Below are 14,900 nucleotides of genomic sequence, written 5' to 3'. Positions count from 1 at the left end.
TGGGCCGCTGGGTCGCGGCTCTGCCGGATGTAACGGTGACGCGTATTTCAATGGATCAGTCGATGCGCTCGAACTTGAGGTCCCAGACGCCGTGGCCTAGTCGCTCACCGCGCCGCTCGAACTTGGTCGTTGGACGCTCCGAGGGACGCTCGATGTAGCTGCCACTCGTGGCCTGGTTACGATAACCAGGCGCAACGCTCATGACCTCAAGCATGTGCTCCGCATAGGCTTCCCAGTCGGTCGCCATGTGCAACACACCACCGACCTTGAGTTTCTGCCGTACCAGTTCGGCGAATGCCGGCTGGACGATGCGCCGCTTGTGGTGGCGACTTTTGTGCCAGGGATCGGGGAAAAACAGCAGGACCCGGTCCAGGCTGGCATCGGGGACGCATTCACGCAGCACTTCGAGCGCATCGCAACTGTAGATGCGTACGTTGTTCAGATTTTGTGACAGAAGTCCGCTTAGCAGCGCCCCTACGCCTGGCGAGTGCACTTCAACCGCAATGAAGTCCTGCTCAGGAGCCGCTGCGGCCATTTCCAGGGTGGAGTGGCCCATGCCAAAGCCGATCTCGAACGTACGCGGTGCCTGTCGCCCGAAGACCTCATCGAAATCTCGCAGGCCGTCCGCCAGCTCCAGGCCGAACCGGGGCCAGCCCTGATCCAGGCCACGCTGCTGCCCTTCGGTCATACGACCTGCACGCATCACGAAGCTCTTGATGGTGCGCATGCGCCGTTGGCCCTCGGCCGGGGTTGGAATGTCACTCATGAACGAACCTACAGTTAAAAAAGGCTGGCCGCGTGATCGAGCGATCACGCGGCCAGAAACAGGAAAGGGAGAACTAGCGAATCAGGCCTTCCAGCGGCGAGGAGGCGCTGGCATAGAGCTTCTTCGGCATGCGGCCGGCCAAGTAGGCCAGGCGGCCGGCATCAATCGCGTACTTCATGGCTTCTGCCATCAGCACCGGATTCTGCGCATGGGCAATGGCGCTGTTCATGAGTACGGCTTCGCAGCCGAGCTCCATGGCGATGGTCGCGTCGGAGGCAGTGCCTACCCCGGCGTCAACCAGAACCGGAACCTTGGCCTCTTCAAGAATGATGCGCAGGTTGTATGGGTTGCAGATACCCAACCCCGTACCAATCAGACCAGCCAGGGGCATGACCGCGATGCAACCCATCTCGGCCAGCTGGCGGGCGATGATCGGGTCGTCGCTGGTGTAGACCATGACGTCGAAACCATCCTTGACCAGTACTTCCGCGGCCTTGAGGGTTTCAATCACGTTGGGGAACAGGGTCTTCTGATCCGCCAGTACTTCCAGCTTGACCAGCTTGTGCCCATCGAGCAGTTCACGGGCCAGGCGGCAGGTGCGCACAGCCTCTTCGGCGTCATAGCAGCCAGCAGTGTTCGGCAGGATCGTGTAGCGGTCCGGCGAGATCACATCCAGCAGATTGGGCTCGCCTGGGTTCTGGCCGATGTTGGTACGGCGCACCGCAACGGTGACGATCTGCGCACCGGAAGCTTCGATGGCGGCTCGGGTCTCGTCGAGATCTTTGTATTTACCGGTGCCTACCAGCAGGCGCGACTGATAGGTGCGGCCCGCAAGCGTGAAGGGTTTGTCGTGCGGAACTGGGCTCATGCGACCATCCTGTACAGATCAAATGAAGCGTGAAATACGCCGCTGCACGGGCGACGTCCGGGAATTATCGGCGCGGCGGGCTCGTCAGCCGCCGCCAATCGCATGTACGACTTCAATCTGGTCGCCCTCGACCAGCGTCGTCGCGGCATGTTGGCTACGCGGCACGATCTCGCGATTGAGCTCGACCGCCAGTCTGCGCCCAGTCAGCTCCAGGCGCTGCAGCAGATCGGCCACCGACTGACCGTCAGGGAGCTCGTAGCGCTCGCCGTTCAACTGGATGTGCATAGTGATCGCCACCATTGCAAAAGGGCCAGCATTCTAGCCCGATCGACTCGGTCAACCAAGGCAGCCGCAGCCACCATTCATCTCCGCCGCATGCATGCGGTCCGATCAGACGCGCAGGTTCCAGGCGGCCACCATCAAACAGATCCAGCCGGCCAGAAACGCCGTGCCACCGATGGGTGTGATGATTCCAAGCTTGCCGACGCCCGTCAGGGTCAACAGATAGAGGCTGCCGGAAAACAGCAGGATACCCAGCGTAAACAAGCCACCTGCAGCGACCAGCAGACGGCTCGGCGCATGCAGCGCCAGCAAGGCGATGCCGAATAACGCCAACGCGTGGATCAGTTGGTAGTGCACGCCGGTCTGAAACACGGCGAGGTAGTCAGCAGCCAGACGACTTTTCAATCCATGGGCTGCGAAAGCGCCAAGCGCGACGCCGGTCAAGCCGAAGAATCCAGCGAGCATAAGAAACGGGCGAATCATTCGGGGGCCTTCCGGTCAGGGACTGTATGCACCGTTATAATGCCCGTTCTCCCCGGTTGCGACCACGCCCCATGCTTCGAGCACTGCTACGCCGACTCACCAAACTGCTGCTATGGCTGACGGCTCTGTCCGTATTGCTGGTGCTGGTGCTGCGGTGGGTGCCGCCGCCCTTCACAGCGCTGATGGTTGAACGCAAGATCGAATCCTGGACCAGCGGTGAAAGCATTGACCTGCAGCGCAACTGGCGGCCTTGGAAAGCACTGCCGGACGACTTAAAGATGTCGGTCATCGCAGCCGAAGACCAGAAATTCGCCGACCACTGGGGCTTCGATATCGCTGCGATTCGCGCCGCATTCGAGCACAACGAACGTGGCGGCTCGCTCCGTGGCGCCAGCACCCTGAGCCAGCAAGTGGCGAAGAACCTGTTTCTTTGGTCCGGACGCAGCTGGCTGCGCAAGGGACTGGAAGTCTGGTTCACCGGCTGGATAGAACTGCTGTGGCCGAAACAGCGGATTCTGGAGGTCTATCTGAACAGCGTCGAATGGGGCAATGGGATATTCGGCGCCGAAGCCGCCGCGCAGCATCATTTCGACATTGGCGCACCCTACCTGTCTGCCAGCCAGGCCAGCCAGCTGGCCGCTGTACTGCCTAATCCTCGCGAGTGGAATGCCGGTCGACCCGGTCCGCATGTGCGCAGTCGCGCCGCCTGGATACGGAAGCAGGTGAGGCAACTGGGCGGCAGCGGATACCTGAACAAGCTATCAGCGAGCCAGTCACGCTGAAGGTAACCCGAAACATACCGTGACGGGCCGGCTTTAGCGCCCGTCCAAAGACCAAGGTAACAGCCGATGCGCTCTGTCGGGGCGTTATGGCAGTACGCCATCCCAGCGAGTAAGCTGCGATTAATATATGGGGTGAATGCCGGGCTACGCCCCGCATGTGAGGAAGGTCGCCGAACCGGGCGACGATACCTTCTCGCCATTCGTCACTCACGCACGGCAGATAGCATGAGCGGAACAAGTGCACCTTTCAGCAAGGTGCGGCAATTCTTTCACTGGCGTAACAGCATCGCGTGGCTCGTACTCGGGTTGGCGCTGTTGGTACAGCTGGCCCTTCTCAATCATCTGCAGATGAAAGAGGAGCGGGCCGCGCTCAAGCAGTTCGACCTGTTGGTAAACACCACCATAGAAGCCATTCATAAACGCATGACGGACCACGAGCAAATCCTGCTCGGGGCGGCTGGACTGTTTGATGCCTCTGGAGAGGTATCGCGCGCGGAGTGGCGTGAATACAACGAGCGACTGCATCTGGCCGAGCGCTACCCGGGCATTCAGGGGGTCGGCTTTGCCAAGGCGCTGCTGCCGTCTGATATCGAGAGCCATGTGCAGAGCGTCCGGGCTGAAGGCTATACCGACTACGATGTCTACCCGCAAGGGGCGGACCGCTCGCTATACACCCCCATCGTCTTCCTCGAACCTTTCCGCGATCGCAACCTGGCCGCTTTCGGCTTTGACATGTTCTCCGAGCCGGTTCGCCGGCAGGCCATGCTCAGCGCTGCCGAAACCGGAACAACCCAGATCACAGGGAAAGTCACGTTACGCCAGGAAACTCACGGCAAGGTTCAGGCGGGCATCCTTATGTATGTACCGTTCTACCATCCTGAGGAGCCGCTAACGTCTGTGACCCAGCGTTTGCAAGCGTTGAAGGGCTTCGTCTACAGCCCCTACCGCCTGGACGACCTGATGCGAGGAATCCTAGGCGCAGCCAACCCCAACCTGAGCTTGCACATCTACGCAGGCGATACCGAGCAAGCCGAGCAGCTGATCTTTGCCAGTCAAGGTGCCCCTGATATCGGGCAAGCCCAATACAGCAAGGTGGTAGAGCTGAATCTCTATGGCCAGACATGGACGCTGCGCCTGGAAAGCCGTCCGGCCTTCGAGCAGTTTTTCCATACCAACAAAGGACTGATAACGGGCCTCGGCACCGGCCTGAGCGCGCTGCTGTTCCTGCTGACGTTTTCGCTGCTGCTCAGACGCCGCCGTGCCGAAGCGCTGGCCCAGCAGATGACCGAAGACATCCGCGAAAACAAACGCGCCCTTCAGCTCAGTGAAGAACGCCTCAGCCTTGCCCTCAAAGGCAGCAATGACGGGCTGTGGGACATGAACTTGGAAGCGGGAACCTTCTATGCATCGCCGCGCGCCTGGCACATGCTCGGCTACCGTCCCGGCGAGTTGAGTTCGGATCTCAAGCTCTGGGAGCGACTCATCGTAGCTGAGGATCTGCCTCAGGAGCGGACCCAACTGGCCCAGACCATGCTCTCGGCGGTTGATCACTTCACCACCGAGCTACGTCTGCAGCACAAAAGCGGCAAGATCACGCCTGTGCTCATCCGCGGCTACATCCAGCGCGACCGCGACGGCCAGCCGCTGCGGATCAGCGGCACCAGCATGGATCTGACCGAGCACAAGCGCATCGAACAAATGAAAGACGAGTTCGTCTCGACGGTAAGCCACGAGCTGCGCACCCCGCTGACATCCATCAGCGGTGCCCTGGGCCTGATAACCGGCGGCGCCCTGGGCGACACTCCGCCTGCCATCCAGCAGATGCTGGAGATCGCGCACCGCAACAGCCTGCGGTTGGGTTACCTGATCAACGATCTGCTGGATATGGAGAAGATCACCGCAGGCAAGATGACCTTCGATATGCGCGAGCAATCGCTGCGCCAATTGCTGGATGAGGCGATGACCAGCAACCAGGCCTTCGCCGCACATTTTGGGGTGGACTGCATACTGTGTGACCCAGCCAACGTGCAGGTATGGGTCGACGGTTTGCGCCTGCAGCAGGTTCTGACCAACTTCCTTTCGAACGCGATCAAATACACCCCGGAAGGAGGTCAGGTCACTCTGCATTGCAGCCAGCCTGACCCCACCCATGTTCGCATCAGCGTGACCGATCAGGGGCCGGGCATCCCGGCAAGCTTCCAGACGCGGGTATTTGAAAAATTTGCGCAAGCTGATGCCTCAGACAGTCGCCAGAAGGGCGGCACAGGCCTGGGGCTCGCCATTACCAAGGAATTCATCGAGCGGATGGGCGGCCGTGTCGGCTTTGATACAGCCGAAGGCCAAGGCACAACGTTCTGGTGCGAGCTGCCAATCCTCGAGTCGGCCACCATGGCACCGGACCAAGGCCAGCCTCGCCTGCTGGTGATCGAAGACGAGCCGGACACTGGCCGGTTGCTGCTGCTGATGCTGCGCGATGCTGGTTACGCGGTTGATCGCGTGCAGAGCCTGCACGCTGCAAGAGACAAGCTGGCGAGCACCCGTTACGAGGCCATGACGCTAGATTTACATCTTCCTGACGGCAGCGGACGCGAGCTGATTGACGAAGTGCGTCGCAACGCTGACACGCGTGATCTGCCGATTATCGTGATATCGGCGGCCAGCCACTTCGAGCAGAACGCCGAAGACTCGGGGATCACCTGGCTACACAAACCCATCAGCGCGGCCCAATTGTTGATTGCCCTTACCGACAGTCTGGAGAGCTCCAGGCACTGCCGCTGATGCCAGCGACAATCCGAATGCGACCCCTTCCTTTCGGTCCGACTATAAAAAAGGCGCTGCAGTTGCAGCGCCTCTAGGCTCGGGATGACGATTCAGGCCAGGACTATCAAGCCTGAATGGAACCCTTGAGCTTGTTCATCGCATTTTTCTCAAGCTGACGAATCCGCTCAGCAGAAACCCCATACTTGGCAGCGAGATCATGCAGAGTCGCTTTGGTATCGCTCAGCCAACGCTGCTGAAGGATGTCGCGGCTGCGCTCATCGAGCGTGTCCAGCGCTTCGTGCAGGTTCGAATTGGAGTTATCGCTCCAATCGGCATCCTCGAGTTGCCGAGCCGGGTCGTAGCGATGATCCTCGAGATAATGCGCTGGCGACTGATAAGCGCTGTCATCATCCGCATCGGCAGAGGGATCGAATGCCATATCGTGCCCGGTGAGACGGCTTTCCATCTCGCGGACTTCGCGAGCCTCAACGCCGAGGCTGTCGGCAACCCGCTCGACCTCGTCATTGTTCAACCAGGCCAGACGCTTCTTCTGACTACGCAGGTTGAAGAACAGCTTGCGTTGCGCCTTGGTCGTGGCGACCTTGACGATGCGCCAGTTGCGCAGGATGAACTCGTGGATTTCGGCCTTGATCCAATGCACGGCAAAAGAAACCAGACGCACACCCATTTCCGGGTTGAAGCGCTTGACCGCCTTCATCAGGCCGACGTTGCCTTCCTGGATCAGATCGGCCTGTGCCAGACCGTAGCCGGAATAGCTGCGGGCGATGTGTACGACGAAGCGCAGGTGGGCCAGCACCATCTGACGGGCGGCCTCGAGGTCCTGTTGGTAGAACAGACGTCCAGCCAAGTCGCGTTCCTGCTCGACCGTGAGCAGCGGAATGCTGTTGACCGTCTGCACATAGGCCTCGAGATTGCCTCCCGGGACCAGGGCTTGAACAGGTTGGAGATTAGATGTCATGCAGGTCCTCCAAAAATGAAGCTGCAGCAGTTTAGCACTGCCGCATGAGACTGCAAGCCTGTGGAAAAGTTTCCTTACAGCCTAATAAATCCATCTAAATCAACAACTTAGCGAGGAGAAAGCTCGCTCAAATGCCTCGCCACGGCTAGCCAGGCGCCTATATAACCCAGCAGCACGGCACCCAGCACGAGCGAGAGCCCGTCATCGGCTGGCACACCTGCCAGACCAAAGTCACTGTTATACAAGCCAGCCAAGCCTATGACCGCCTCGTTCAACCAGCCGAGCCCATAAGCCAACAAGACCCAGGCCATCAGGCCTGCTCCCAGCCCGTACAACGCGCCCATGTAGAGAAACGGACGCCGAACGTAGCCGTCGGTACCGCCGACCAGCTTCACCACTTCAATCTCGGTGCGCCGGTTTTCGATATGCAGGCGGATGGTATTACCGATGACCAGCAGCAGCGTCGCGATCAGCAACAGGCTAAGCCCGAACACGAACCGATCACCCAATTTGAGAATTGCGGTCAACCGCTCGACCCAGAGCAGGTCCAGCTGCGCCTGCTCGACGCCGGGCAACTCCGCCAAGCGTTGGCGCAGCGCCTCGAGGTTATCGCGATCAACTTCGTTGGGTGTCACCAGGATGACGCCGGGCAACGGGTTCTCCGGCAGCTCCCGCAAGGCCTCGCCGAGTCCCGACAGTTGTTGAAACTCTTCCAGCGCCTGCTCGCGACTGATCCAGCTGGCTTCGGACACGTCGGGCATCGCCAGAACTTGCTCGCGCAGTACCTGTCCTTGCGCCCCGTCTACATCCAGCTGCATGAACAGCGAAATCTGCGCCGCCCGCTGCCAGGAGCCGCCGAGCCGCTCGACATTGTCCAGTAACAGCGCCAGCCCCATCGGCAAGCTCAATGCGACCGCCATGACCAGGCAGGTAAAGAAGCTACCGATCGGTTGCTTGATCAGCCTGCCGACGCTATCCACCACGCTGGCTCGGTGGCTTTCAACCCAGGCATGAAACAGGGTGTTGAAGTCCGGCTCATCGCTCTTCGGCTGCTCGGGCTTGTTGCGTACACCGCCCGCGCGTTCGGCTGGATTCGGGTTCTGCTCGGGTGCGCTCATCGGGTGGCCTCCCCGTCGCCGATCAATCGGCCACGTTGCAACGTGAGCATGCGGTGACGCATGCGGGCAATCAGCGCCAGGTCGTGGCTGGCGATCAGCACCGTGGTGCCGAGGCGGTTGATGTCTTCGAATACGCCCATGATTTCAGCCGCGAGACGCGGGTCGAGGTTGCCGGTCGGTTCGTCGGCGAGCAGCAATGCCGGGCGGTGCACCACGGCGCGGGCAATGCCGACCCGCTGTTGCTGACCGGTGGAGAGATCGGAGGGGTACTGCAGCGCCTTGTCCTTCAGACTGACGCGCTCGAGCGCTGTCATTACACGCTGGCCGATTTCGCGCTTGTTCAACCCGAGGATCTGCAACGGCAAGGCGGCATTGTCGAACACGGTGCGATCAAACAGCAGTTGGTGGTTCTGGAACACCACGCCGATTTGCCGACGGAGAAACGGAATCTGCGCATTGCTGATTCGCGACAGATCCTGGCCAGCCAATAGAAGCTTGCCACTGCTGGGCCTTTCCATCGCCAGCAGCAAACGCAACAAGGTGCTCTTACCGGCGCCGGAGTGCCCGGTAACGAAGAGGAACTCGCCGCGTTGCACATGGAAGGAAAGCTCGTGCAATCCGACGTGGCCGTTGGGATAGCGCTTGCCCACCTGTTCGAAACGGATCATGACGAGGCTCCGCCCGTCCCCTTCTCGGCAAACAGGGCGTCGACGAAGGCGTTCGCCTCGAAGGTTCGCAAGTCATCGATGCCCTCACCAACGCCGATGTAGCGGATCGGCGTGCCGAACTGTTTGGCCAGAGCAAAGATCACGCCGCCCTTCGCGGTACCGTCGAGTTTGGTCAGTGCCAGGCCGGTCAGCTCGACCGACTGATTGAACTGCTTGGTCTGGTTGATCGCGTTCTGACCGGTTCCGGCGTCGAGCACCAGCAGCACTTCGTGCGGCGCAGTTTCATCGAGCTTGCCCATCACCCGACGGACCTTTTTCAGCTCCTCCATCAGGTTGTCCTTGGTATGCAGGCGTCCGGCAGTGTCGGCGATGAGCACATCGATGCCCCGGGCCTTGGCCGCTTGCACCGCATCGAAGATCACCGAAGCGGAGTCCGCCCCCGTGTGCTGGGCGATCACCGCGATGTTGTTGCGCTCACCCCAGATCTGCAGCTGCTCGACTGCAGCCGCACGGAAGGTGTCGCCTGCGGCCAACATGACTTTCTTGCCTTCGAGTTGCAGCTTCTTCGCCAGCTTGCCGATGGTCGTGGTCTTGCCAACGCCGTTGACACCTACCACAAGGATCACGAACGGCTGCTTGCTGCCGTCAATCAGCAGCGGTTGTTCCACAGGTTTGAGCAGGCTGGCGAGTTCTTCCTGCAACGCCTTATACAGCGCACCGCTGTCAGCCAGCTCCTTGCGCGAGACTCGGCGCGCCAGGTTCTGCATGATCGCCGTGGTGGCCTCTACGCCAACATCGGCTGTCAGCAGGCGGGTTTCCAGCTCATCAAGAAGGTCATCGTCGATGGCTTTCTTGCCGAGAAACAGACTGGCCATACCTTCGCCAATGCTGGCGCTGGTTTTCGACAAACCTTGCTTGAGACGCGCGAAGAAGCCGAGCTTGGCTGGGGGTTCTTGGACAACCGGAGCCGGGGCAGGCTCGACGGCAATCTCGGCCAACACTGGCGATTCGGGCACTTCTTCAGGCTGAACCAGCTCCGGCGTAGGCTCGGGCTCTGCCTCGGGCTCAAGCTGCAATTCAGCGGCCGGTTTGATCTGCGGCTCTTCTTCGGGCTCCGCCTGGGCAGGCTCCGGCTCCGCAGGCGGGGACTCTTCGACCGTTTCTGCCTCGTCGGGCAATGCGGTATCGGGCTCGTCGGCGAACGGCTGGCTGTCTTCCAGCGGCTCGGCAGGCGGCGGTTCGGCCGCTGGTGACTGCGGCTTCTTGCGAAACCAGCCAAACAAGCCTTTCTTCTCGCCAGCCTCGGCCGGCGCCTTCTTATCGTCGTTTGAACCAAACATGGAGAAGATTTTCTCAAGAGGGCGATACGCCGGTGGACATGCCACCAGCCAGACGGGCGCTATCCTAGCATTGAGCATCGGCCTTCGCTAAGCGTGGCCATCCGCCCAGCCTGCCGCACCGGCAAGCACCTCCATATGCCTTTGCCCTGACACAAGTGCCCCAGTACCATGGCTCGCGTGCCCTCACCAGCCAGCGTCCTCGCGGGCGGGATCGATCACTGAACGAGCCTTTCTTCTTATGCCTCTGATGCTACGCCGCGCCGCAGCCCTGCTACTCGGCACCCTGTACCTACCGCTGGTCATGGCTGCCGAAGCCCAGCCCACCCACGAGTTCTTTCTGGATAACGGCCTCAAGGTGATCTTGCGAGAAGATCACCGGGCGCCGATAGTCGTCTCCCAGCTCTGGTACAAGGTCGGCTCCAGCTATGAGTCGCCCGGACAGACCGGCCTGTCCCACGCCCTCGAACACATGATGTTCAAGGGCAGCCGCAAGCTTGGCCCTGGCGAGGCCTCGCGCATCCTGCGCGAACTTGGCGCCGAGGAAAACGCGTTCACCAGCGACGATTACACCGCCTACTACCAGGTACTGGCGCGCGACCGCCTGGCCGTGGCCTTCGAACTGGAAGCTGATCGTCTGGCGAGCCTCAAGCTGCCGGCAGAGGAATTTGAGCGCGAAATAGAAGTGATCATGGAGGAGCGCCGCCTGCGCACCGACGACAAGCCCAGCGCGCTGGCTTTCGAGCGCTTCGAGGCCATGGCTTATCCAGCCAGCGGCTACCACATCCCGACCATTGGTTGGATGGCCGATCTCAAGCGGATGACCGTCGAGGACCTGCGCACCTGGTACGAGCGCTGGTACGCGCCCAACAACGCAACCCTGGTAGTGGTCGGCGACGTTACGGTCGATGAAGTCCGCACCTTGGCGGAACGCTACTTCGGGCCGATCAAGAAACAGGACGTACCCAATGCCAATCGCCCATTGGAACTGGACGAGCCCGGTGAGCGCCGGCTGCGCCTGCATGTGCAAACCCGGGTCCCCAGTCTGATCATGGCCTTCAACACGCCGAGCCTGGCCACCAGCAAAAACCCGAGGCAGATCCATGCGCTGCGGCTGATCAGCGCGCTGCTCGATGGCGGCTACAGCGCGCGCCTACCCCAGCAACTCGAACGAGGCGAGGAATTAGTGACCAGCGCCTCGGCCTGGTACAACGCCTACGCTCGCGGCGATACGCTGTTCGCCTTGAGCGCCGCGCCAAACATGCAGAAAGGCCGAACGCTGGAAGAAGTCGAGGCCGGTCTCTGGAAGCAGCTGGAACAGCTCAAGCAAACCGCACCATCGGCCGAGGAACTGGGCCGGGTCCGCGCTCAGGTCATCGCCGGGCTGGTGTACGAGCGCGACTCCATCACACAGCAAGCGACCACCATCGGTCAGCTTGAAACTGTCGGGCTCTCCTGGCGGCTGATGGACGAAGAGCTCAGCGCCCTGGAAGCCGTTACGCCTGAGGACATCCAGCAGGCTGCTCGCACCTACTTCACTCGCTCGCGCCTGAGCGTTGCCCATGTTCTACCCGAGGAGTCCAGCGATGAGTGATCGCCACCTGTTGCGTCGCGGCCTGCTCGGCCTGGCGCTGGCGTCCTGCCTCGGCCTGGCCGCCTGCAACGAAGAAGCCGGCGATGCCGTCGCATCCATTCCGGTACCGACCGAAGAAACCGTCGCCACACCGGCAGAGTCCGGACAGGCCATCGCCATTGAGGCCAAGGAGGCCGAAGCCGCCAGCACACAGATCGAGTCGTTGGCCGAGCTCGGCGACAAGCCGCTGGCCCGCCGTGAACTCGACATTCAGAGCTGGCAGACCACTGGCGGGGCCAAGGTGCTGTTCGTCGAGGCGCATCAGTTGCCGATGTTCGACCTGCGCCTGACCTTTGCTGCGGGCAGCAGCCAGGATGATGGCGTGCCGGGCCTGGCCATGCTGACCAACGCCATGCTCAACGAGGGCATAGAAGGCAAGGACGTCACCGCGATTGCCAAAGGCTTCGAAGGCCTAGGTGCAGATTTCGGCAACGGCTCCTACCGCGACATGGCGGTCGCCAGCCTGCGCAGTCTCAGCGAGCCGGACAAGCGCGAGCCGGCGCTGCAGCTGTTCAGCCATGTCGTGGGCCAACCGAGCTTTCCGGACGACTCGCTGCAGCGAATCAAGAATCAGGTCTTGGCCGGCTTTGAATTCCAGAAGCAGAACCCGGGCAAGCTCGCCAGCCTTGAACTCTTCGAGCAGCTCTACGGCGATCACCCCTATGCTCATCCCAGCGAAGGTACGCCAGAGTCGATCCCGGGCATCATCGTCGCAGAGCTGCGCGCGTTTCATCAGAAGGGGTACACCGCCGGTAACGCGGTAATTGCGCTGGTTGGCGACCTCAGCCGCGAGGAAGCCGAAACCATCGCCGCGCAGGTCTCCGCAGCGCTGCCCCAAGGCCCTGCGCTACCGCCCCCGCCGTCACCCAGCGAGCCAACCGCTGGCACTCAAAACATCGAATTCCCCTCCAACCAGACCCACCTGATGTTGGCGCAACTGGGCATACCTCGTGGCCATCCTGATTACGCCGCGCTGTATCTAGGCAATCAGATTCTCGGCGGCGGCGGTTTCGGCACGCGTCTGATGGAGGAGGTGCGCGAAAAACGTGGGCTGACCTACGGCGTCTATTCCGGCTTCAGTCCAATGCAGGTCGCCGGCCCGTTCATGATCAATCTGCAGACCCGTGCCGAACTGGCTGAAGGTACGCTGGTGCTGGTTCAGCGTCTGGTGGCCGAATATCTGGAGAAGGGTCCAACCGACGCTGAGCTGGCGCGCAGCAAGCGCGAAGTCGCTGGCAGCTTTCCGCTGTCGACGGCAAGCAACAGCGACATTGTCGGCCAGCTGGGAAGCATCGGTTTCTATGACCTGCCGCTGACCCACCTTGAAGACTTCATGCAACAGGTCCAGGCGCTGTCGGTCGAAGACGTCAAGGCCGCGATGAACAAGCATCTGAGCCCGGACGACTTCGTGATTGTCACCGCAGGTCCGCAGGTTGAGCAGAAGCCGCTGCCCCCGCCGAGCACGAAGCCCCTCGAACAACCCAGCAGCGTTCCGGAGCATTGATGGCCAATCCACCCGTCCGCCCCTCCGCCCATGGGGGCCAAGGCCAGTTGCGTATCATCGGCGGCGAATGGCGCAGCCGTCGCTTCGGCTTCCCCGACGCCGAGGGCCTGCGACCGACACCTGATCGCGTGCGCGAGACGCTGTTCAACTGGCTCGCCCCCTACCTCTCCGGTGCACGCGTGCTCGATCCCTTTACCGGCAGTGGCGCGCTCTACCTAGAAGCCCTCTCGCGCGGTGCCAGCATGGCTCTCGCGCTGGATGTGAACGCCAATGCCATCGCCAATTTGCGTAAGCATCTCGACACGCTCAAGTGTGGCCAGGGTCAGCTGCTACAGAGCGATGCCCTGCGCTATCTCGAAACCCAGAGCCCGACCCCCTTCGACCTGGTGTTTCTCGATCCGCCGTTCAACAAGAACCTGCTGCAGCCCACCTGCGAACTGCTGGAGAACCGGGGCTGGCTGGCGAAGCACGCCTGGGTTTACACCGAGAGCGAAGCCGCCCCTTCCACCCTCGGCCTGCCTGGCAACTGGCGTCTGCACCGCGAAAAACAGGCGGGCAAGGTGAACTACGCGCTGTGGGAGCGCACCGGCGAAGCGTAAGGCTCAGGCCGCGCCGTGGCCTGGTTGGACCAAGGCAACCAGGCCACACGGATCGCATTGCAATCGACCCAGGGTGATCATGTCCGCCACCATTCCCGATACAGACTTTGCACCTGAAATGGATCCCCCCTTCGCCCCGGCCTGGTGGTTGCCCGGCGGCCACCTGCAAACGCTATGGAACCCGTTCTGCCGCCGAACGCCTGTGCTTCAGCGCCGGCGAGAGCGGTTATGGCTGGCAGACGAAGACTTCATCGATCTCGATTGGCACGGCCCACATGATCCCGCGGCACCGCTCGTGCTGGTATTGCATGGCCTGACCGGCTCATCGAATTCGCTCTATGTGCTCGGCCTGCAACGGCAACTGGCGAGCCGAAACTGGGCAAGCGTCGCCATCAACTGGCGAGGGTGCTCTGGCGAGCCGAACCTGCTCCCGCGCGCCTATCATTCCGGCGCCAGCGATGACCTGACCGAAGTGATCGCTCACCTACAGGCCGCACGGCCATTGGCGCCGCTCTATGCCGTGGGTTATTCGCTAGGGGGCAACGTGCTGCTCAAATACCTCGGCGAGACCGGCCGGGCCGCGCCGCTGCAAAGGGCCGTGGCGGTTTCCGTACCCTTTCGCCTGGACCAGTGCGCTGACCGTATCGGATTGGGCTTTTCGCGGGTGTATCAGGCGCATTTCATGCGCGAGATGGTCGCCTATGTCAGGGACAAGCAGCGACTCTTCGCAAGCACGGGTAATGACGCCCATCTCTCGGCATTGAAGCGCCTGGGATCGCTGGAGGGCATGCGCACCTTCTGGGACTTCGATGGCCGCTTCACCGCCCCGCTGCACGGCTATACCGATGCACGAGACTACTATCGCCGCGCCTCGAGCCGCTACTTCCTGCCGGACATCCGCATCCCTACCCTGCTAATCCAGGCCGAGGACGATCCGTTTGTATTTCGCCACAGCCTGCCAGAATCCGATGAGCTTTCAGCCACCACCACGCTGGAACTGCATAAGTCCGGCGGGCACGTCGGCTTCGTCGAGAGCTCGCCGTTAAAGCCAAGCTATTACCTGGAGCGGCGGATACCGGAGTGGCTTGAGCAGACATGACAGGCAAGACAGGTATCGCTGG

General features: G+C 61.5%; 14 protein-coding genes. 6 read left to right on the top strand and 8 right to left on the bottom strand.

The genetic code is table 11. The features are described 5' to 3' along the window. Window positions 1-55: 55 nt before the first annotated feature. From trmB to CXK96_RS11885, 4 genes are all read right to left on the bottom strand, one after another. Complete coding sequence (gene trmB / locus CXK96_RS11900; RefSeq protein WP_102836652.1) at window positions 56-766, bottom strand: tRNA (guanosine(46)-N7)-methyltransferase TrmB; 711 nt, start codon at window positions 764-766, stop codon at window positions 56-58. A gap of 73 nt (window positions 767-839) precedes the next feature. Beyond that, window positions 840-1,634: a thiazole synthase gene (locus CXK96_RS11895; protein WP_073299185.1), complete on the bottom strand. Its 795-nt coding sequence runs from the start codon at window positions 1,632-1,634 to the stop codon at window positions 840-842. Window positions 1,635-1,718: 84 nt separating this feature from the next. Beyond that, window positions 1,719-1,919 carry a sulfur carrier protein ThiS gene (gene thiS / locus CXK96_RS11890; protein ID WP_029404606.1) on the bottom strand — a complete coding sequence of 67 codons (201 nt, stop codon included), beginning with the start codon at window positions 1,917-1,919 and terminating at the stop codon, window positions 1,719-1,721. A 105-nt stretch (window positions 1,920-2,024) separates the two neighbouring features. After that, window positions 2,025-2,399: a DUF423 domain-containing protein gene (locus CXK96_RS11885; RefSeq protein ID WP_102836651.1), complete on the bottom strand. Its 375-nt coding sequence runs from the start codon at window positions 2,397-2,399 to the stop codon at window positions 2,025-2,027. Window positions 2,400-2,470: 71 nt separating this feature from the next. Here CXK96_RS11885 and mtgA point away from each other — a divergent pair, with 71 nt between their 5' ends. Further along, on the top strand, window positions 2,471-3,181 hold the full coding sequence (gene mtgA / locus CXK96_RS11880) for a monofunctional biosynthetic peptidoglycan transglycosylase (protein WP_102836650.1): 711 nt from the start codon (window positions 2,471-2,473) through the stop codon (window positions 3,179-3,181). A gap of 225 nt (window positions 3,182-3,406) precedes the next feature. Then, window positions 3,407-5,959, top strand: a complete 2,553-nt coding sequence (locus CXK96_RS11875) for a hybrid sensor histidine kinase/response regulator (RefSeq protein WP_102836649.1) — start codon at window positions 3,407-3,409, stop codon at window positions 5,957-5,959. 106 nt (window positions 5,960-6,065) lie between these two features. Here the strand turns inward: CXK96_RS11875 and rpoH are convergent, their stop codons facing one another. From rpoH to ftsY, 4 genes are all read right to left on the bottom strand, one after another. Continuing rightward, window positions 6,066-6,920 (bottom strand): RNA polymerase sigma factor RpoH, encoded by an 855-nt coding sequence (rpoH, locus tag CXK96_RS11870; protein WP_102836648.1) that lies wholly within the window; start codon window positions 6,918-6,920, stop codon window positions 6,066-6,068. A gap of 107 nt (window positions 6,921-7,027) precedes the next feature. Continuing rightward, window positions 7,028-8,038, bottom strand: coding sequence for a permease-like cell division protein FtsX (ftsX, locus tag CXK96_RS11865; RefSeq protein ID WP_102836647.1), 1,011 nt, complete (start codon window positions 8,036-8,038; stop codon window positions 7,028-7,030). After that, on the bottom strand, window positions 8,035-8,706 hold the full coding sequence (ftsE, locus tag CXK96_RS11860; protein ID WP_073299191.1) for a cell division ATP-binding protein FtsE: 672 nt from the start codon (window positions 8,704-8,706) through the stop codon (window positions 8,035-8,037). The genes ftsX and ftsE overlap by 4 nt, the downstream gene beginning before the upstream one ends. Continuing rightward, window positions 8,703-10,046, bottom strand: coding sequence for a signal recognition particle-docking protein FtsY (ftsY, locus tag CXK96_RS11855; RefSeq protein WP_102836646.1), 1,344 nt, complete (start codon window positions 10,044-10,046; stop codon window positions 8,703-8,705). Before ftsY ends, ftsE begins: the two co-directional genes overlap by 4 nt. A 238-nt stretch (window positions 10,047-10,284) precedes the next feature. Here ftsY and CXK96_RS11850 point away from each other — a divergent pair, with 238 nt between their 5' ends. The 4 genes from CXK96_RS11850 to CXK96_RS11835 all read left to right on the top strand — a co-directional run bounded on the left by CXK96_RS11850 (window position 10,285) and on the right by CXK96_RS11835 (window position 14,878). Then, the gene (locus CXK96_RS11850) at window positions 10,285-11,637 is read left to right on the top strand and encodes a M16 family metallopeptidase (RefSeq protein WP_102836645.1); all 1,353 of its coding nucleotides are present in this window, start codon (window positions 10,285-10,287) and stop codon (window positions 11,635-11,637) included. Next, on the top strand, window positions 11,630-13,180 hold the full coding sequence (locus CXK96_RS11845; protein ID WP_102836644.1) for a M16 family metallopeptidase: 1,551 nt from the start codon (window positions 11,630-11,632) through the stop codon (window positions 13,178-13,180). Before CXK96_RS11850 ends, CXK96_RS11845 begins: the two co-directional genes overlap by 8 nt. Next, window positions 13,180-13,779: a 16S rRNA (guanine(966)-N(2))-methyltransferase RsmD gene (gene rsmD, locus CXK96_RS11840; protein WP_102836643.1), complete on the top strand. Its 600-nt coding sequence runs from the start codon at window positions 13,180-13,182 to the stop codon at window positions 13,777-13,779. Before CXK96_RS11845 ends, rsmD begins: the two co-directional genes overlap by 1 nt. A 118-nt stretch (window positions 13,780-13,897) precedes the next feature. After that, on the top strand, window positions 13,898-14,878 hold the full coding sequence (locus tag CXK96_RS11835; RefSeq protein ID WP_102836785.1) for a hydrolase: 981 nt from the start codon (window positions 13,898-13,900) through the stop codon (window positions 14,876-14,878). The last annotated feature ends 22 nt before the right edge of the window (window positions 14,879-14,900 follow it).

The organism is Stutzerimonas stutzeri (genome assembly GCF_002890895.1).
In the GTDB taxonomy this organism is placed as follows: Bacteria; Pseudomonadota; Gammaproteobacteria; order Pseudomonadales; family Pseudomonadaceae; genus Stutzerimonas; species Stutzerimonas stutzeri_AB.
This window is presented reverse-complemented; position numbering and strand designations above follow the sequence as displayed.